Below are 18,761 nucleotides of genomic sequence, written 5' to 3' on the forward strand. Positions count from 1 at the left end.
ACTAGAGTTCCACCTTCAGGAATCGTGTACCGTTGATATTCGTGGCCAAAAACTCCGGAGAAGCCCGTAATTCCGTTGGTAATGCAGCAAGCTCGACTGGCGCGAATCCAAGACGGGAAAAATAGCCAGCAGCTGTATCCGTACTGACTACCAGGGACTCAATGCCACGTAGTCGGACATCCGAGACCAGCGCCGAGAGCAGTAGCCCAGCCAAGCCCGCACGCCTTGCACGTCTTGCTACGGCGAGTCCCCTTACTTGAGCGACGTTGCCACCGAACTCCTCGATGCCGGCGCACCCAAGAAGGCCCTGCCTGTCTCTGCTGACATGAAAATGCACCGTTTGGCTGCGTATTCCGCCAGAGGGCAGCGAGCAAGACTGGCGTAGCGCCTCCACGTCGGATAGGTCGGCATTGGTTGCATGACGGGGGCGCATGTTGCTACTCGGGAATCTAATAACGATGAGAGAGCAGGAAGCGAGTGCTGCGGTCTGCGTTTGTGAGCTGCCAGGGAGCTACTTCACTTCGCGGAGGGTCGGCAGCCGAGGCTTGTACTCTTGCTAAGCCGACGTGTCGTGCTGGCAATGGGCGGCCAGGCCGGCGGTTAGGTTCTCGATAGCGGGCGCCAGTTGGGACGCAGAAAACCCGGCCTTGGCGAGCACGCGTAGCCCAGCGATAGTAGTCACAATCGCGAGCGCGCTCTCAGCCGGCTCAATCTCCGATTTGAACGCCCCAGACAACTGCCCCGAAATCACGAGCAACTCAAATGAATCCAGGATTGATTGAAAGCCGGAGCGAACCAATTGTTGCACCCCGCCGTCATGTAAGCCGAGCTCTGAGGACATATTCACGAGAAGACATCCTCTGCCTCCATCATTGTCTTGCGCAATATTTAGCAGCAGAGCGCGCAACTCTTTTAGCGGGTGGTCGGAACCGGCTGTCTGCCGGATGGCTGCGACTCTTGTGTCGGTGTATGCAATGACGGATTCGATGAGAAGGTCTCGTTTCGAACCAGCCGTATTGTAGAGAGAAGACTTCGACACCCCCATTTCTTCCGCGAGGATGTTTGTCGAAAGCGATTCGTACCCGTAATGCCAGAAGGCATCGACGGCCCGCATGAGCACTTGGTCTCTGTCGAACTCCATTGGCCGCGCTGCCATTTTCCGCTCGCAATATATTTTGGACCGACTATATCAAGAAAAAAGGCCGGCATATCTGCCGGCCAAGCGTCCTTGCACCCAGTGAACAAGGCAAGGTCGATATGACTTTTCTCCAGCGCGCCACAACAGCGCGCCGGTCGGTGTCGCGAGCGATATTAGAAGCGGTGACGCACGCCAACCATGGCGCCGGTCTGGTTCTGACCCGGCAGCGTGTTCTGCGTGCTGGTCACGCCATACTGCGCGTTGCCGTGGTTCTTCACATAACCGAGCAGCAGGTAGGCATCGGTGCGTTTGGACAAGGCGTAGTCGGCATTCAGCACGAACATCAGCGAGTCCTTGTTGTCGGTGCGGGCATCGGTGTAGTAAGTCGCTCCGGTCACGCTGAAGGCCGGGGTGAACTTGTACAGTGCGCCGAGCCAGTACAGGTTGTCATGGCGGGCAGCGACAACGCCCGTCGAAGCGGCATTGAGTTCATCGCGCAGCCAGCGGTAACCGCCAAACAGCTTGGCATTGCCGAGAACGTACGACGCACCAACAGCGATGCGCTTGGCGGTGGCGTCAGCCGCAGCGATGCTGCTGCCTTGGTACTGGTCGTAGGCAACACCCACCGAGAACGGGCCAGTCGCGTACGCCAAGCCACCGCCGAAGTTCTTGCCAACCTTGAATTGCCCTGGCACTTCGCTACCGTTGGCGATATTGCTGTCGCGGCCGGTGCTGTAGAAGCCCGTGGCGGTCAGGCCACCGAACGTGCCGGTGTACTTGATGGCATTATCGGCGCGACCGTTAAAGCCATTGGTGTCGACGGCGTTGAGCGAGTAGCTGTTACCGACTGCCATCGGGTCGTATTCGCCAAACAGCTGGAACAGGGCGTTTTGCTGGCGACCCAGCGTGACCGCACCGAAGTCGCCTTGCAGGCCAACATAGGACTGGCGACCGAACAGGCGGTTACCTTGCGCCGACGTTCCGGTATCGATATTGAAGCCGCTTTCCAGTACGAAGATACCCTTCAGGCCGCCGCCGAGGTCCTCCACGCCACGGATGCCCCAGCGCGAGCCGGAGAGACCGCCGGACGTCACGCCAAACAACGAGCCGCCCTGGCCCGGGACGCTTTGCACGTGGCTCTGGTAGCTGACGCCGGCATCGGCAATGCCATAGAGCGTCACGCTGGAGGATTGGGCGAATGCGGCGCCGGATGCGCTGCATGCTGCGGCTGCGGCCGTCAACGCGAGGAGAGTTTTTTTCACTGTCAATTCTCGGTTACTGTTTGAGCAAGTAGGCTTCTGCACTGGAACGACTGAGTCATGCCTACCGTTGAAGAGGCCGAATGATGAGACATTTATGTGACACTAATAAGTAAACGGTTGCGCAATTACAACACGAATTATTTACAAAATAGAAACAATTAGATTCCATGACGTGTATATGTCAAGGCATCGCCCCTCAGGCACGGTGTCGCATAGTCGCCATCTTGTGGAGAGCAGGCCTGACCAAAGACATTGCTCCCAAAAGTACGCTTACACCACTTGACATCCCAGTCAGGTGGCCCCGGCAGACAAGCCTGACCGAATCCGGGCTGTCTGTGTCGGCATAACGCGGTGCACTTAACACCACTGCTCTCCCCCAATGGCCGAGGGAGAGATGGAGACATCAAACGTGTCGGGTATCACGACATCAAAGCCTATGTGGAATAACTCGCGAGCGGGAAGTATCAAGGCTTCGTGCACGTAAAACACCACACGCTTGTAGGGACCGTGCCGACGGTATTTCGAGCGGGCGGCCCGTGATGGATGAAGCGGAGGCCGGTGCAAGGGCCGGAGCACGCATGGCCGAGTTGATTCGCCTCATCGCCTGCTGAAGGCCTTGCATGTTTTGGGACTTGAGGCTCCTGTGGACCAATTGTTGGTCCACAGGAGCTGGCCAAATCTGGAGCTTGATGGCGTGCTTTCAAGTTGGCATCAGTCGATAAGGTGTCTCGGCTGCGCTGAAATTTGTGCCTCTAGCGACGGCCTCAGCAGCAACCTTCACCCGTCTCGAGGTCCAACCCACTAGACGCCTGCACTTACCAGAACCAGACGCCACTGCCGTACAGAATTGCGAGGCGGGAACCACACGCAAGCGGCGACAGGAACACCCCTGGGCTCATAAACACGTCGGAATCCGGCCGGCCGCCTGATTGACATGAATTGACATCGCCTTGTCACATGATGAATTCATGATTTCCGGTTTTTCCAAATGTAGCCCTCCGTGTGACGTCTTGCCACCAGTGGCTCACCGAATGTCGCGATGCGCTTCACCTGCATGGTTTGGGCCGGCCTAGAAATCCTCGTTGTCCGCAACGGCACTGCACCCGTAAGCAATTTCCCCTCAATGGAATCCCATATTCTTGGCCAAGGGCAATCTAGGCGAAACTCATAGGAATCCCGTGCCAGAAAAACACCTTTCCAGGCACTATGACAGCGACCTTGACAAGCTATTGAGTGAGGTCCTGGAGATGGGCGGGCTGGTCGAAGCCCAGCTGCAAATGGCCATTCGCGCGGTGGACACCCTCAGCCTCATCTATGCGGAAGAGGTAATTGCCACAGAATTGCGGGTCAACAGGATGGAAATCGCCCTTGACGCGCACTGCAGTAATCTCATTGCGCGTTGGCAACCCGCAGCGCGAGACTTGCGTTTTCTGATGTCCATCCCCAGAGCCATCTCAAACCTGGAGAGGGTCGGCGATGAGGCTTACAAGATTGCCAAGCGGGCGCACCGCATTATTCATAATGAGTCCAGACCAGCCGTCGAGTTTCCAGAAATACCTCGTGCCGCTGCGCTGGCCCTAACTCTACTTAGCCGCGCATTAGACAACTTCGCAAGGCTTGACGCAGTCTCTGCCGCAGAAGTCGTGCGCGACGACCGTGCCATCGATAACGAGTATCGTGGCTTCGTCGAAACGATTATGAGCTACATGGTAGAAAACTCAAGACTGACTTCCATGTCGCTTGACTACCTTTTCATCGGCAAGGCCCTTGAGAAGGTGGGCGACCATGCCAAGAACATCGCAGAACTAACTATCTACATTGCGAGCGGCACCGACATTCGCCATAGTCCGCAAACGGTCGATGTGCCGGAGAGCAACAAGGAATTTCTCCGGACGACCCTGCCATGAGAAGGATGGCACGCAAGACTGTGCTCGTTATTGATGACGACCCGGCAATCTGCGAGATTATCGCTATCAACCTTCGGGCCGCCGGGCTAATACCACTAAGTGCACACGATTCGCTCGCGGCAAATCGATTAATTTGCGAGGCAAGCCCGGACCTGATACTTCTGGATTGGATGCTCCCCGGCCAGCCCGTCTTATCGTTTGCACGAGAACTACGCAACAACCACCACACCAAGAACACCGGCATCATCATGCTCGCCGCCAGTTCTGAGGAAGCGGATGTCATTGCCGGCTTGGAGGCCGGGGCGGACGACTACGTCACCAAGCCTTTTTCGCCAAGGGAACTGGTCGCGAGAATTCGAACACTGTTGCGCCGACGAGCACCAGAGTGGACCAACGACGTCACGGTCATCGGTCCGTTGACGCTTAACCTGGCGTCCCGTCGGGTCTTCGTGGCAAGCGAAGACACAGAGGAAATTCTGGATTTCGGCCCGACTGAGTTCACGTTGCTGCACTACCTCATGAACCATCCAGAGCGCGTCCACAGCCGCGCTCAACTTCTAGACAGCGTGTGGGGTGACCAGCGTTATGTCGATGACCGGACGGTCGATGTGTACATCAAGCATTTGCGAGCGCGCTTGTCAAAGGTGAATCTGTCGGACCTTATCCAGACCGTTCGAGGTGTGGGCTACCGCCTGACGACCGAAACGTTTCACGAGAGGCGCACACCACGACAACCTATCACCTCAGACCTGCCTGTTTGAACGAATCGAACGGACGCATCGTTGGCCCGGCAAGGTAAGTTCTGCAAGCCCAAGTGCGGCGGCGCGCGCCGTACACATGACAGAGCGCGGACCCCGCCTGAACGCTCAGGGGCATGTCCGGCCATCTCGAGCCCAAGAGGCAACTGTCTCGTACAACCACCACAGAGACTCGCTGATTTCTCAAGTTGCCTCCGAGGCGCCGCTGATTCCGACGCCATGCGCCTCTGGCATAAGGTCGCGAAAGGAGGTTTCCACATGGGCAACCATGGAGGGCGTGGCAATTTCGCGCATGATAACCAGGCAGTCCTCAAACGCCCTAGCTAATGAAGGTGTGTCCGTTGCACTTTTCAGTAGCGCCCGCACAGGATGGTCAGAAGCCCCAAGCATGCGCTCCATTACACCAATAAGGTACAGCCTCGCCAAGGCAAGTGAGCGGCGCTTGCTCTGCTTCAAGGACTCGGCCTTCGGCTTCGTATCGTACGCCGTCGCCGCGTCTGCCCTCGTCTCGTCGGCTGCCTGAACTTGGATTGAAGCGCGACGTCTGATATAGCCGTCGCGCACCAGGCCCATCAGGTCATCCACCTTCGCCCCAATCTTCGTGGCATGCGCGAGCAGACTCAATGGCTCGACCTTCGTCCCACCGTCTATCGGAGCGGCTCCCCCAATCCCGTCGGCTGCCCGCTGGCCCTCCACGGAAGGCACCTCTTCCATAATTGGCCTGATATAGCCGTCGCGCAGCAAGACGTCCAGGTCACCTACGTTCGCACCGATTTGCGCGGCACGCTCTAGCAGCGTCTTGAAGTCCGCTTGACCATCTACCATGATGAGCAGCGTACGGGTGCGTCTTTCAAGAGCAGAGGTCCTGACACCAACCTCTCGCCGACCTGCCTCTGTCTTCTCCAGCACCCGCCCCGCAAACTCCATCGCTCGCCCTCCGTTAACTGCCTAGTAAGCTAGTCTCGTAAAGTTACAAACATTTGAAGGGAACACCCAACTTCGGTGGGGTTTCACAACGAAATATTCACGAGGCGAGGACATTCCAAAGCCTTCCAAATACGTGGATGCCGCGTCACGCGCATAATTTTCCAAGTGATAATTCAAAAAATGCCGGGGCCAGCACTCTCCTTTCTAGACATCACATATACAATTTCGCATTCTTCTCTGCTTCTAATCAAAATGCTCAAGCACACCGCACTGGCCATACTTATCGTGGCCCTTATCCCTTCGGTTGCTAACTCTTCGGAAATTCACGGTGCAGGCTCAACAGCCGCCGCTCCCGTTTATCGCGTTTGGTCGACCGGATATGCTGCGACTGCCGGCGCTCAACTCAAGTATGAGGCCGTAGGGTCAAGTGAGGGCATCCGGCGCATTCGAGAAGGTCGCGTCGACTTTGGTGCATCCGATGTCCCCCTGTCACCGCAAGAGGCAAGCAAAGCCGGGCTGATTTGCGTTCCGTCCGTGGTGACAGCGGCTGTTCCCGTCGTCAATCTACCATCGGTCCCTCAGGGCCAGTTGAAGCTAACGGGAGACCTGCTGGCGAAAATCTTCCTCGGGAAGCTAGACGCTTGGGATTCACCCGAGATTCGTGCACTCAACCCGGGAATTTCTCTGCCAAAGCTGAAAATTCAACCGGTCGTGCGAACCGATGGGTCGGGAACCACCTATCATTTCAGCGACTACCTGAGCGCGGTGAACGCTGATTGGAAATCCGCCTATGGCGCAAAATCCACTCTCCCGTGGCCCGCAAACTTCTCCGGCGCGAAAGGTAGCGGCGATGTTGTCAAAGCCCTCCAGAGCATTCCCGGTGCAATTGGCTATGTCGACTACAACTATGTTCTAGATGCCAACCTGAATTCTGTCCAACTGCGTAATGCCGCCGGAAATTTTGTCACTGCGAATGTCGGTGGATTCCGCGACGCGATTGTGCACAGCAACTGGAATCGGAAAGGCGACTTCACTACTAGCCTGGTCAATCAACCCGGTGCCGACGCATGGCCAATCACCATGGGGACGTTCATTGTTATTCCTGTTGTCAGTAATGCGGGTGAGCGCACACTGGAGGCAATGAAGTTTCTCACCTGGGGTTATCTCCATGGTGACAAACTAGCTCGCGAAGCGAAATTTGTCCCGCTGCCAGACCGAGTGCAGGCTAATGCGTACCGTGAGTTGGCTCGAGTCACGGATACCACCGGGAAAACAATCGGCCTGCAAAGCATGACCTCACAGACGGTCAAAGCGCCGTAAGCGCTCCAAGGAATCAACGCAGTGTCATTTCTACTTTCAGGACCTCGTTAACGCATGCAGTACACCGTGCGATGTGCAAAGCGCAGTCCAATTTACATACTATCCGCCCGTCTTAGAGGCATTTATCTTCCCCTTTCCAGCATGAAGTTTTTGCGCTGACACGGCCTCTTCACACTGCCGCATCAGTTCCTTCGCTACATCTCGAATATGCGAAATTTTTCCACTACCTGACGCTTCAAACGTAAAAGGCACTTCAGTTGCATACGCGGAAGTCACTCGATAGTTGATATCCATGCTGTCGTGCATATGAAACCATTCGTCGTCGTCAGATATCTTCCGGGACCACTTAGCTCGGAAATAGCCAGAAATCTGCTTAGTCCATGGCTCACTACCAATTTGCAGCTCTATCAACGCAGGCGGAACATGGGCCCGGCAACTTTCACGAGGTGAAGCCTGATTTTCAGATTCACATTCAGAAAGAGTAGTTCGGAATGCCCGCTCGTATCTCTCCGCAAGATTTCTCGAAAACTCCAGGTCAGAGTACGAAATATGCCCGCGCGCCAAGTCATACTGCAGCGTAAACTCAGTCTCCCTATCCGGATTTGTCGTTGCAACACACGACGGCGCAATAGTCTCCTCGCTCGGAACCGAAATGCCGATTTTCCAACCAGGTATTGCCGAACGCTCCTTGCTAGTACCTCCATCAGCCGAAGGCGGAACCGACTTCTCGCTCTTAATGCATCCAGTCGGACCCAGCAGCATTACAGGCAGAACAAAAATCATCGCCAATGTACGCACTGTCGCCATACCAAATTCCATCAAAAATTGAATACCTATTTTACTGAGGATTCAGTGGCCCCAGCGACGGAAGGGCAGACATTTCTCACGCTCGCTTCTCGAGGCCACCACATGGAAAAAAATCGGTCTGCAAAGCATAATCTCACGGACGAGCAAAGCGCCGTAAGCGCCCCAAGCTCCACAAGCTCCACAAGCCCGCGACAAAACAAAGAGCCATCCGTTCAGGATGGCTCCGACAACCCCCAGCGACAATACGCCCAATGAACACGGCACCTGCAGCCGAACACTCTATGGCGTCCGTGCCGTCCTAAAAAGATGCGTTTATTGGACGTGCAATCAAATCGGCGTATGGCCCACCCCAATGGTCCAAACGCGATGTGCCTTCTCAGAATTCTTTAGCTGCGACTTGATTTGGCGAGATGATAAGGCTCTTATATTGCAGCAATAAGACATTCCTGAAGACAATATTTGCGAAATCGCGTGAACTCAATGGTCGCCCACACGCCTCGACACGCCCTATTAGTGTCTTATACACCATGTCACCGCTAACCTTATAGCCACGCCGAGCGCCAGTGCCCTGCCTGCCCGGACCGGCTAGGCCGGTACAAGAAACCTTGCTCGCGTAACACGGACACGCCATTTGGCGCACATCGGCGGATTGCACGCCTATCGCTCTGGAAAACTCCGCACGCACTAGTAGACTACTAGCTCGGCCGGACACTGAGCTTGAGCCCTCCTTGGGGACGCCGATGGTTAGCTGCACAGAGCCTTCTGAGTTGCGAGCGCAAGCTCACGCACTCACGGTGCTTCCGCACCTAGCATCCACTGATGTAGCGACATTAGAACATTTAGCCTCAGACTTTCTCGTAAGCAATGACCCCGAGGTAAGCCATCAACTACGGGTCGCCCTTCGTAGGCTCCGTGTGCTGCTGTGGGCCTATCAGGACTTGCTGCCAGATGCACTCGCCAAGTATTGGCGACAACAACTTGGGGAGATGGCAGCCCAAATCAGCGCCCCACGGAACTGGGATGTCATCATTGATGAGCTGCTGCGCGCCGCAATCCCGCCAAGCCATCCATCTGTTCTGATATTGCTGGAAACCTTGGAGGGCATCAGGCACAGAGCTCGCGAGGAAAGCCGCAGTGCCTTCAGCCTCACAAAGCCCCGCCTGCTTATTTCCGCCTTCACGGTCGCCCTGGACCAAGTTGCCGGCGCGCGACCCGATAAGTCCGAAACCGTTGGTGAGTTTGCGCGGGCCCGTGTGGAAACGGCATCCCGCCGCCTGAATAGACAGCTGGGCCGTGCCATGGACGGGAGCTTCAGAGAACTCCACCAGACCCGCATCCAAATTAAGCGGCTGCGCTATCTACTTGAATATTTCTCGCCTGTGCTCACGAAGGCAGACCGCAAGCGCATCAGGCGGCTCACGGCGCTTCAGGGCGCCCTGGGCGAGTTGAATGACGTCGTCGTTGCAGCAAGTTATATTTCTGAGTTCCCGACGGAACCCGAGCATGCACCGACGCAGAAACTTTTCCTCCGATGGCTATCGGAGGAAAAGAAGACCAGGCGGCACAAAGCCGTCATCGCGCTTCGACAACTGGTGCGGAAAATGCCGGAAGCTTGAAAGCAAGGACAGGTGGACCCTTGCTCGAACTACAAAAGAGACATAGGGGAGCGATGAGAACCCAAAGCCACGACGAACGAATTGCCAGAATCGCTGAAGAACTTGGCGCCCCCCCTGCATGTAGTGAAGCAAGCCTACCTTGATGCATTGCGCGATTTGAGCGCCGACGCGCGAGTCCACGACTACCTGCATTTCTTCGTGGTGAAGCGTGTCATCACCACGCTCCGTAACCGCCGTACCGAATAGCGAACGCGCGAGATTTGCCGCCTGCAGGTATCATCACGCACTTCAAACTAAGCCACCTTACTTGGCACAGCCGCTCCCCGCCTTGGCAGGGCGGGCCGCCTTGGCCGGTTCGACGTCGCCAACAACCGCGAGTACTCTTTACTCGGAAAGCTCCCCCAGTAGCCTGACACCTGCTCTCAGCAACTCACTCTTTCTTGCCTGCACCCCAGCGATAGACACCATTCCTTCAGCCCGGTATGTTTCTGGTAATCCGATTCCGGCATCGTGAAACTATCCCGGACAACCTTTGCCCTCTTCGGCTTCTGGTCGGTCAGCGTCACGGTTAATCCACACATTCATTGATATCAGCCTTCTTGCGCCGACGGCGGAAAGGTTGCTCGCTGGACGGTTTCCGGCTGCATCCCGGCGTCGCCTCACGAAGCAGCACACCTGCGGCGGGCAAGCTAGGTACAGACCACGGAAGTCGGCTCGAAAATCTGTTGCATGGCAAAACAAGTTTGCTTCAGCAGGAGGCGATTCTGCTGCACCTCGCGAACGCGTCAGGCCTAATCACCCTCCGGCGACAAGTACTCTGAACTCACATCTTTGGATTTAGTGACGCCATTTTGCGAAGCACAAACCTCCCAAACTAGTTCGGCATCGCTATCGAAGCAAGGCCAGCCAGACAACAGATACTGACGCCCGCTTGCGGTCATCCCTGCCCTTGCTTCGGCATCGAACGAAACGATTGCGGTGCTCACACGGCCCTCGCAGTTCTCGAAGCAATAGCCGACGAAATGACGTTCGCCTCGACTTGTCTCATAGACACGCCAGCGTTCGAGCGTAATGTGCGGTTGGTAATCTACAGGTGCAACAGGCCAGATAGGCATGACGTTATCGAAATCTTTCCAAGAAATGCATTTGCTACCATCGGCGGGCCTAGGGTGGAGCAACTCGTCTCCGACATCGGCGGTGACAGGGCGCCGCTTTCGCGTGACCACGCAGCAGGACCTATGCCGTGTTCAAGTACCGCGTGAGCCGAAAGCGGCACTGCTGGGGCCGTGCAGTTCTGTGTCCACTCAAGCCAGGGCGCCGGACACGAGCGCGCAGATGCGTCAGCTCCAGTCAGGCGCAGCAATTGGTATCAGGTCAATTGTTACGACAGACATAAAAGTTGTCGCCAGACCGCTTCGCTTCACGTTTCGCGGCAGCAGCCAGAGTGGCAATATCGTCGCAACCAATATTTGAACATAGGCCAACCGGGACAACACCTACTGCAATTGTCACAAATCCATAGAAGCGCAAATCTCCATGGCGGTCCTCACTCTGGATGCCACCAGCCTCGATATCGACAGGTGCATAGAGTTGTACTGCGCTCGCGTTGAATCGCTTCATCGCTGTGCGGACGCGTGATTCCCAGTCCTCGGTCTGAAAAAGGATAAGAAAATCGTCCCCTCCCACGTGCCCAAGGAAATCCTTGTGCTGGTCGCACGCCTCGCTCAGAACGCCCGCCGCCAGCTTTAGCATTTCATCCCCCAGCCAGTAGCCATAATGGTCATTGAAGGGCTTGAAGCTGTTGAGGTCGCAATAGCATGCATGAAAGGGGGCACCACTCTCAACCAGTCTTCTGATATGAGCATCGATTGGCATATTGCCCGGCAGGAACGTCAGCGGGTTGGCATATCTCGCCGCCTCGATGCGTACTTCCGTGACGGCGCGCACCAAGTCTTCCCCTGTCGCCAGACCGACATACTGACCCTGCTCGACGATGACCAGCCCATCAGACAGATAGCGTTGGTCCTCGCTAGTCAACAGTTGGGCCAACTGCTCCATCGACGCGTTCTTCTCCACCAGCATTGGAGAAGTGTTTGCGAACTCCATGCAACTCCTCCTGCCAAAGAGTTCCCGATGATAAGGAAGCGCGTAGGCGTCAACAAAAGTCCGCCGATTAATCAGACCGATGGGCCTACCACTCTTCACAATAGCGACAGCATGCAGACTCGGATGCCTCGTCAAGATATTTAGGACATCGTCGTTACGCGTTGCCGGCGCTACGCTTGGTGCGTTTATCAAGAGCCTACTCGCCGAAAACGCGCGAGGTGCCAACTTGACCGCTTCTGGAAACACCGATATCGCATTGGCACCAATGGCGGCCCGTGCTTGCGCCTCAAGCTTTACGCTAGGCTTTGGACTTGGCTTGCCAAGCACGAACCCCTGCGCAAATGTAATGCCAATGTCACGGCAGACCGTCAGGTCTTCCACAGTCTCAAGGCCCTCTGCTATCAATATGGCGTTGCCGGCATTGGCGAGCTCCTGCATACACCGCAGCGCAGCAAGGCGAAAAGGAGATTTTGCGACACCGTTGACGATGGAGCGGTCAATCTTGACGTAATCTGGCCGCAAGGCAATCCAGAGACCGAGATTAGCATTGCCCTGCCCATAGTCATCCAGCGCGAGTTGGGCCCCCGCTTCTCTAAGCACGCGAAGGGAGGATTCCAGGGACTCCAGAGGCTCCGGACTAGTCTGTTCGGTGAGTTCGACGACTATCCGTTCAACGGGAAATCGAACCGCGCCCAAGAATTGGCGAACATCGATTTCGCAACTGACCATCTCGCGGATGGCCTCCGCACTGAAATTGAGAAATAGTTTTCCTGGCAGGCCCGCTCGCGCAAAAGCAGCAATGCATACCCGGGCCGCGAACCGCTCCAGCCGAACCATGCGACCCTCGCGTTGCGCCTGCTCGAAGAGTTCCTGAGGACTCTCTAGAGCCGACCCCACGGGGCCTCGAATCAATGCCTCGTATCCCAGAATCTCTCCCGAGGCAAGGCACCCGATAGGCTGGAAAACCGCTCTTAGCAGCTCCTGCTCTATGCATTCTGCAATGGACATAGTCACGGAAAATACCTAATACAACTACGAATTTCTATCCACCTGAACGCCACCGCAAGTACACCAACACGTACTGACTCCCTGGCCACATCAGAATGGTGTCTGACTGCATGACTCTGACATGTCCGGCGAACTCCCAACTAGGCGCGCGGACGTTAACAGAGAAATATGACATTGCGATGACGAGATGCTTACCAAATGCAGCCACGCCGGCAAGAATGACCGGCGCGTGGAGCGTCCAAGACAAATTTCGGGCTGTGCTGGACGGGCCATACTGATATCGGATGCCCCCGGTAATTGCGGTTTAGATGTATCCCCAACAGCGCAGCCAGCCGTCGAGCCAATCTGAACTAGCCGAGTCGGTCATGCTCGGGTAAGACCAGAGACGTCAAGCTTGAAAGTCGCCACATCGACAGAAAGACCTTCAGCCTGTTGATGCAGCATGCTTGCCGCAGCGGCGACTTGCTCGACCAACGCGGAGTTCTGCTGTGTCGATGCGTCCATCGCATGCACCGCTGTGCTGAGCCTTTGAATCTTGTCCGCCTGACTCTGACTAGTCGCCTGCATCGCGGTAGCGAACGCTACTGTCCGCTCAACCGATTGCCGTACGCCGGCCATTGACACAGTCGCGTCGCGAGCCAGAGCCGCACCTGCATCCACGTCCGCTACGGTTCTTGCGATGACTCCACCAATCTCCTTTGCAGCGGCGGCACAGCGTTGAGCCAGCGTTCGCACTTCCGCAGCAACGACCGCAAAGCCGCGCCCTTGGCTACCTGCCCTGGCAGCCTCCACGGAAGCGTTCAACGCCAGTATGTTCGTCTGAAAAGCGATAGTCTCGATAAGCTGCACAATCTCAGCAACCGAGCGGGAATGGCCATGCAAGTCGGTCATCTTTCCGGCGAGACGCTCTGTGACCTTGCTTCCATCTGTCGTCGCTTCCAGCATGGCGGCCGCGATTGCGCTGGACTCCTTCGCTTCGGCCCGGGCTTGGTTGACATCTTCAAGCAGCTCTTGCATTGACGTCGCTGCCCGCTCGAGCAAGACAGCCTGCTGCTCAGTGCGCAACGATAAATCTTGATTGCCCGACGATATCTCCTTCGTCGCGACCGAGACCGAGGCTGCGGCATCCTTAATACCAGACAGAATGTTCCTGAGCTCCAACTGCATCTTGGCCAGATTTGCCAGCATGCTGGAGGTATCCCCCTTTCGTACTGCAATGGCCAGGCTGAGGTCACCGGCAGCGATACGGTCGACGACGCGCGTCGCGTCCGCTGGCTCACCACCAAGCTCGGTCCTCACTTGCCGAGCAATGGCATAGGCCATCGCCACCGAGGCAAGCAGGCTGATGGCAAGCAGTCCCACCATGATGAGTTGGGCTGAGCTTTGCGACGCCGAGGCAGAAGCCATCGTAGCCTTCGCCTGTGCCAATTGCTGGTCTTTGAGCTTCCGGACCGTCACCGTGAGGCGTTGCAGTTGCTCCGCAAGGAAATGGCCATCCACGGATACGGTGGCGTCGAACTGGATGGCATCAAGCGGCTGCCGCAGCATCAGCTCGATATAGGCGCTGGCCATCTCCTTCGCCTTCTTGTGTTCGCTGCGCGCGTCTGCAACGACGCTGTTTGTGGTGAGGCGGGTGTCGGCAAGCAGGGTGTCGAGTGTCTTCATCCCATTCAACATCTCCTGTTTTGCGACCTCACGTTCCTCCCCGCTCGTGGCGGCCGTCAATGAGAGTTGGGCACGGGCGGTCTCGGCGATGGCGGATTGCGCTTGCTCCGCAATCAAGGCGCCACCCAGGTCGTTATCGTACAGATGGTCTGTGGTATGCCTGACAAATACGAGGCTTCCTATCCCGGTCACACCGACGGCTGCACCGAATACATAGACAAAAGCGAGCGCGAAGCATAGCCGAGCGATGAGCGACAGTGAGCGGAAGCGGCGCAAAATGGGAAACTGGGTAGGAAGAGACATGCTTGGACCTAATGAGGGGAGTCCGGCCTTTAACGCCATGGCTTCCGCAATCTTTAGGGAGCATCACAAAAGCTTCATAAAACTCCCTCACCCCGAGCATCATTCAAGGCATCCGCCGACGCTGACAGGATGCTGCTGAAAAGAGTTGAAAATAATGATGTGAGTGCGCCCGGCCAAGGAGCATTTTCCGCCCGCAGAAAATTTCACAAAATTGCAACAATTACGCGCTAGGGTGTCCACCCGGCACACAGGTACATGCTCCGTTGGGGGTGACGATTTTTGACACAATCCGTATCGGTGTGCCTCTCTTCCCGCTAACCTCGCCGACATCTAGCCAGCTTCGAAACTGAGACGTCCTCGCGTACATAGCTGGCAATCGTACTTGGCCGCCGTCAACTCCCATGACGGCTGTGGCTGATGACAAATATGGCTCCATCCAGCGCGGCCCGAGTACCCCGAGTACCTTAGCCCTAGCACATTCAGGTACCCACTGGCGCATGTCGCGTGTTATTGGCATTGAGCCCCCTCATTGCGGACGTAGCCTGCAGACCACTTGTGGAATCGGCCTCCCGGCGGCATTGGACTAGGCGATGAATCTCTTTGATGGCAATGGACCGCTCACGGAGCAAATCCCAGGACCAGTTGGCACCTCAAAGGCGACATGCAGCTCGCCTCTATGTCGGAAATTCAAGGCAACGCGTAAGACTGGGCACCTTGCCAACAAGCGTTGGTCATGTTTTGCATGTGTCGTAATCTCACCTCCAACGAGCGTCGGCGGCGGAAACACACTCACCTCAGCAATGGCCCTAAAAGTTGACTAGAGTAATAAACCGTCCCTACCGGCGGCGCACCGCCTCGGAGGTGATGGGCTTGAGGAGAAGCGGATGCACATGGAGCCCTGCCGTCACATCGAATTGATGGCAAAGAGCAGTACAGCGCTTACGCCCGTTGGCCGCCCAAGAAGAAAGTGGGGAACTATGAAAACAGAGGACCAAGACCATCTAGTCGTAAGAATCGCGATGGAGACAGGCTTCCCCGCCGAGGTCGTCCGGGAAACCTACCTCGCTGCTTTCCTAGAACTAAGCGCCGATGCCCGAGTTCACGTCTATCTGCCTTTGTTCGCAGCAAAGCGCGCAATCGCTCGGCTGCGCAATGTCAACGGCGAGTCCGGAATTCAAACACTCTCCTCCGGCTTGACGGCACAAGAGGCCCTTATGGACTTTCAGGTAGAAGTGGAACCTGAGCTCCGTGCGAACCGCCCCGCCGCGAGCGAGGCCGGAGTTGCGAGCCACCACTCTGCTCACGATGGCGCAGCATTGGTACCGAGCGCTATATGTGGGTAGCTCGACGCGCCCTATTGTGTCCGAATCTTATGGCACCGCGCAACGGGCGCGAAATAGTCCGTGTCGACTCCGTGCAGAATCGTTGTGACCGGCACCTTATAATACGGCGAGTCGCTCAGCTTGGTCGCCACGTAACCGCTTACGGCGATAACATGGTGTTCCTAGCCATGCACGCAAGGAATTGCCCACACTGCGACTCTGGTGGTCATTGTGTTTGGTGAACACAATGCATGGCCGACGGACTGCAACAAGCCTGGTAAGCATAACAAGCTTATGGTCGGAGGAGCCATTGACATGAATGATGTCGAATCGCCCGAAGCTGAGAAGCCGCCAGAGCACCCACAACTCCTTTAACCAAGCAAGACCCCGTGGCGAGAAGTCAAGTGCCTGCAAGCGAACCAATGCGAGTGAGCCCGCCAGCCGAAATAGCCTGCTCGTGTGAGGAACGGCCAGTGTTATATCGTGGTTCCGCGCCAATTCACCCAACAGGCTCATAACGTAAGTATCGTGGCCTCCGCCATTTCCTCGGTGGAAATTCGTGAGTAGAACTTTCATATCTATTCCGTTGCCCGGTTCCCGACGACATGCAAGTTAGGCGATTATTACGGAAAATGACAAGCCACGTTCACTTGGGCTTACCCCGACAGTGGGGTTGGCGCAGGCAAGCCAGGATTGAGCGCTAATAACGCGCGACCTGCGAAGGAGAGAGCATGAGCAGAGGGAGTGCCAGAGAGACGATGACGACTAAGCGTGGAGTACATCGCCACGGGACCGCAAACACTGCCTCGGCGAACGACCCTCTACGATTTCGATGGCACAGCTGATGTCAACATAGCCCCGTTGCAAGACGAGTAAGGTGTTAAGAATTGATGCCTCAAACGTTGCCCTCCGGATTGCGGAATCGCTGTGGCACTGCGCCTACTCGTCGCCAAAACAAGAAAATCTGATAGGGGCGAACTGGGGAAAGCCAAAAGAGGCAGTTGGCCGATAGCATCTCAATCAAGGCCAGGAAGACCTGTGGTCGCTCTGGACCAAAGAATCCAACGACCCATCCCAATCAGAAAGTTTCGAGTCGACGTCAATTGCAAGCTCTGAGAGCACCTCAAGCGACTCGTTGGAAAGCACGCTGTCGCCCTTGAATCCGAAGAGCACCTCATCTCGCCTCACAAGCAAGTCCCGTATTTCGGTTCTAAAAAGGCGCGTGACCGATTCGATGACGGCATCCACATCCGCATTGCCGGTGTCCAGCACCATGCGGTCCAGCAGTTCAGTCGTTGTTTCGGTGCTGAGCATCAAATCGCCGGTCACCCAGCTGTTGACCATAAAGAGGCTCTTCGGAAGCCCCTTGGCATCGAAGCCGATTGTCAGCAGATGCCTCGTGCTGACCGAATGTTCGGCTCCCCCCGTATGTTTTGAGAACACCACTTCTCGCCGCGACCGAAACCGTCGACCCCAAAGTTCGGGGCGCGCAAACAAGTGAATATGTCCATGTTCCGAGGTGCCAGGCCGGTCCTCGGGGGAGTGTGAGTGATAGAACCACTGGTACCCGCTCTTCACGTCGATAGCATCTTCTTCCGGATAGTGCGTCCATTGCCTCGGCGCCTGACCGCGCAACAGGCCACCTAAAAGATGTTCCTCTCGCTGGGCCAGGTCCGCATAGACATTGAGCAAGCGCAAGCCAGCGACGCGCGCGGCGTCACTGGCCGGACTCGTTGACTGCCGGAGCCAGGCCACGGATATCAGCTCTTGGGGGCGCATTTCGGGGCACATTTTGGCGCGCACTTGTTGGCGCCGCACTTTGCCTTCTCCATGCTCTTCCTGGGCGCGCACTTGCCCGCGCATTTTGCACCGCACTTCGCCGTCTCAGCCCTCGGCTGGCACTTTGCTGAGCCCTTCATCTCCTGTGTCTGTGCGGCCGCCGGCAATGCCAAGGTGGCGGCGGTCAGGGTGGCGAGCGATATGAGTTTCAGTGGTGTTTTCATGATGCCTCCTTGGGAGTAAGGTAACGCGAGGTTGCAGCAGGCTTCCTCGACCACTAAGAGGGCCCCAGGCGCCAAGCGGGTTCGCGCCATCAAAGAATTTTTTCTGCGCAGAACGCGAACCGTTTTCGCATCAGGTCGCCTCTTAGTGGGTGTTCCTCCCACGAAAAGGGTCGCCATGAAAAAACTCACGCTCACCGCGCTGATGGCGCTGTGTACTGCCTCGGTCCTGTTCTCCCCGACCGCTTCCGCCGAGGGTGATGCGAGTGCGCTGACCGTGCGCCCTGCTGGCTACAAGCCCCGCGAGGGCGACGCAAAGCTCGGCGAAAGGCTCTTCCACGACCCCAAGCTGTCAACGAACGGGATGTCCTGCGCGACCTGCCACGCCAACCATGCCTCGTATTCGGACAGTTTTGCGAAGCCCTATCCACACACGGTCGTCATGGCTAGGGACCAACTGGGACGCAAGCAGGTTTACCTGGACGAGATGATTCAGGCCTGCATGGTGATGCCCATGGCCGCCAAGCCGCTGCCCTGGGACTCAAAGGAATTGGCGGCGCTGGTCGCCTTCGTTGAACAAGAGCAAAGAACGTTTAAGCCGACGAAACAGTAAAGGAGGTGC

17 protein-coding genes are annotated in these 18,761 nt (G+C 56.6%); 7 read left to right on the forward strand and 10 right to left on the reverse strand.

Going from position 1 to position 18,761, the window contains the following annotated elements; genetic code table 11:
- Position 1: 1 nt before the first annotated feature.
- The 3 genes from RR42_RS39260 to RR42_RS35540 form a co-directional block, all read right to left on the reverse strand.
- Positions 2–433 carry a GNAT family N-acetyltransferase gene (locus RR42_RS39260; RefSeq protein WP_082055229.1) on the reverse strand — a complete coding sequence of 144 codons (432 nt, stop codon included), beginning with the start codon at positions 431–433 and terminating at the stop codon, positions 2–4.
- 123 nt (positions 434–556) lie between these two features.
- Positions 557–1,141: a TetR/AcrR family transcriptional regulator gene (locus RR42_RS38050; protein ID WP_052495195.1), complete on the reverse strand. Its 585-nt coding sequence runs from the start codon at positions 1,139–1,141 to the stop codon at positions 557–559.
- Between the two features lie 170 nt (positions 1,142–1,311).
- Positions 1,312–2,400 (reverse strand): porin, encoded by a 1,089-nt coding sequence (locus RR42_RS35540; protein WP_043358507.1) that lies wholly within the window; start codon positions 2,398–2,400, stop codon positions 1,312–1,314.
- Positions 2,401–3,578: 1,178 nt separating this feature from the next.
- Between RR42_RS35540 and phoU the strand changes: the two genes are divergently transcribed.
- The gene (phoU, locus tag RR42_RS35545) at positions 3,579–4,307 is read left to right on the forward strand and encodes a phosphate signaling complex protein PhoU (protein WP_043356950.1); all 729 of its coding nucleotides are present in this window, start codon (positions 3,579–3,581) and stop codon (positions 4,305–4,307) included.
- 5 nt (positions 4,308–4,312) lie between these two features.
- Positions 4,313–5,068 (forward strand): winged helix-turn-helix domain-containing protein, encoded by a 756-nt coding sequence (locus tag RR42_RS35550; RefSeq protein ID WP_063778478.1) that lies wholly within the window; start codon positions 4,313–4,315, stop codon positions 5,066–5,068.
- 180 nt (positions 5,069–5,248) lie between these two features.
- Here the strand turns inward: RR42_RS35550 and RR42_RS38055 are convergent, their stop codons facing one another.
- On the reverse strand, positions 5,249–5,992 hold the full coding sequence (locus RR42_RS38055) for a hypothetical protein (RefSeq protein ID WP_052495196.1): 744 nt from the start codon (positions 5,990–5,992) through the stop codon (positions 5,249–5,251).
- Between the two features lie 252 nt (positions 5,993–6,244).
- On the opposite strand from RR42_RS38055, the gene pstS reads away from it, so the two are divergent.
- A complete protein-coding gene (pstS, locus tag RR42_RS35565; RefSeq protein WP_043356952.1) occupies positions 6,245–7,312 on the forward strand; it encodes a phosphate ABC transporter substrate-binding protein PstS in 1,068 nt (355 codons plus the stop codon).
- Between the two features lie 99 nt (positions 7,313–7,411).
- Here the strand turns inward: pstS and RR42_RS40305 are convergent, their stop codons facing one another.
- A complete protein-coding gene (locus RR42_RS40305; protein ID WP_144410051.1) occupies positions 7,412–8,119 on the reverse strand; it encodes a hypothetical protein in 708 nt (235 codons plus the stop codon).
- Positions 8,120–8,859: 740 nt separating this feature from the next.
- Here RR42_RS40305 and RR42_RS35570 point away from each other — a divergent pair.
- Positions 8,860–9,735, forward strand: a complete 876-nt coding sequence (locus RR42_RS35570) for a CHAD domain-containing protein (RefSeq protein WP_043356954.1) — start codon at positions 8,860–8,862, stop codon at positions 9,733–9,735.
- Between the two features lie 123 nt (positions 9,736–9,858).
- Positions 9,859–9,981, forward strand: a complete 123-nt coding sequence (locus tag RR42_RS41385; protein ID WP_236702251.1) for a DUF3562 domain-containing protein — start codon at positions 9,859–9,861, stop codon at positions 9,979–9,981.
- A gap of 545 nt (positions 9,982–10,526) precedes the next feature.
- On the opposite strand, the gene RR42_RS39270 is transcribed toward RR42_RS41385, so the two are convergent.
- The 3 genes from RR42_RS39270 to RR42_RS35580 form a co-directional block, all read right to left on the reverse strand.
- Complete coding sequence (locus tag RR42_RS39270; RefSeq protein WP_082055232.1) at positions 10,527–10,850, reverse strand: hypothetical protein; 324 nt, start codon at positions 10,848–10,850, stop codon at positions 10,527–10,529.
- A 259-nt stretch (positions 10,851–11,109) separates the two neighbouring features.
- Positions 11,110–12,849 (reverse strand): phosphodiesterase, encoded by a 1,740-nt coding sequence (locus RR42_RS35575; RefSeq protein WP_043356956.1) that lies wholly within the window; start codon positions 12,847–12,849, stop codon positions 11,110–11,112.
- A gap of 363 nt (positions 12,850–13,212) precedes the next feature.
- Positions 13,213–14,817: a methyl-accepting chemotaxis protein gene (locus tag RR42_RS35580; RefSeq protein WP_052495197.1), complete on the reverse strand. Its 1,605-nt coding sequence runs from the start codon at positions 14,815–14,817 to the stop codon at positions 13,213–13,215.
- A gap of 977 nt (positions 14,818–15,794) precedes the next feature.
- Here RR42_RS35580 and RR42_RS41890 point away from each other — a divergent pair.
- The gene (locus tag RR42_RS41890; RefSeq protein WP_419188902.1) at positions 15,795–16,160 is read left to right on the forward strand and encodes a DUF3562 domain-containing protein; all 366 of its coding nucleotides are present in this window, start codon (positions 15,795–15,797) and stop codon (positions 16,158–16,160) included.
- A 96-nt stretch (positions 16,161–16,256) separates the two neighbouring features.
- Here RR42_RS41890 and RR42_RS39275 read toward each other — a convergent pair whose 3' ends face one another.
- Both RR42_RS39275 and RR42_RS35590 read right to left on the reverse strand, forming a co-directional pair.
- On the reverse strand, positions 16,257–16,715 hold the full coding sequence (locus tag RR42_RS39275) for a glycosyltransferase family 4 protein (RefSeq protein WP_330218533.1): 459 nt from the start codon (positions 16,713–16,715) through the stop codon (positions 16,257–16,259).
- Between the two features lie 444 nt (positions 16,716–17,159).
- Positions 17,160–17,990, reverse strand: coding sequence for a DUF6969 family protein (locus RR42_RS35590; RefSeq protein WP_201777378.1), 831 nt, complete (start codon positions 17,988–17,990; stop codon positions 17,160–17,162).
- Between the two features lie 327 nt (positions 17,991–18,317).
- Between RR42_RS35590 and RR42_RS35600 the strand changes: the two genes are divergently transcribed.
- A complete protein-coding gene (locus RR42_RS35600) occupies positions 18,318–18,752 on the forward strand; it encodes a c-type cytochrome (RefSeq protein WP_043356962.1) in 435 nt (144 codons plus the stop codon).
- Positions 18,753–18,761 lie beyond the last annotated feature (9 nt).

Source organism: Cupriavidus basilensis, from assembly GCF_000832305.1.
In the GTDB taxonomy this organism is placed as follows: Bacteria; Pseudomonadota; Gammaproteobacteria; order Burkholderiales; family Burkholderiaceae; genus Cupriavidus; species Cupriavidus basilensis_F.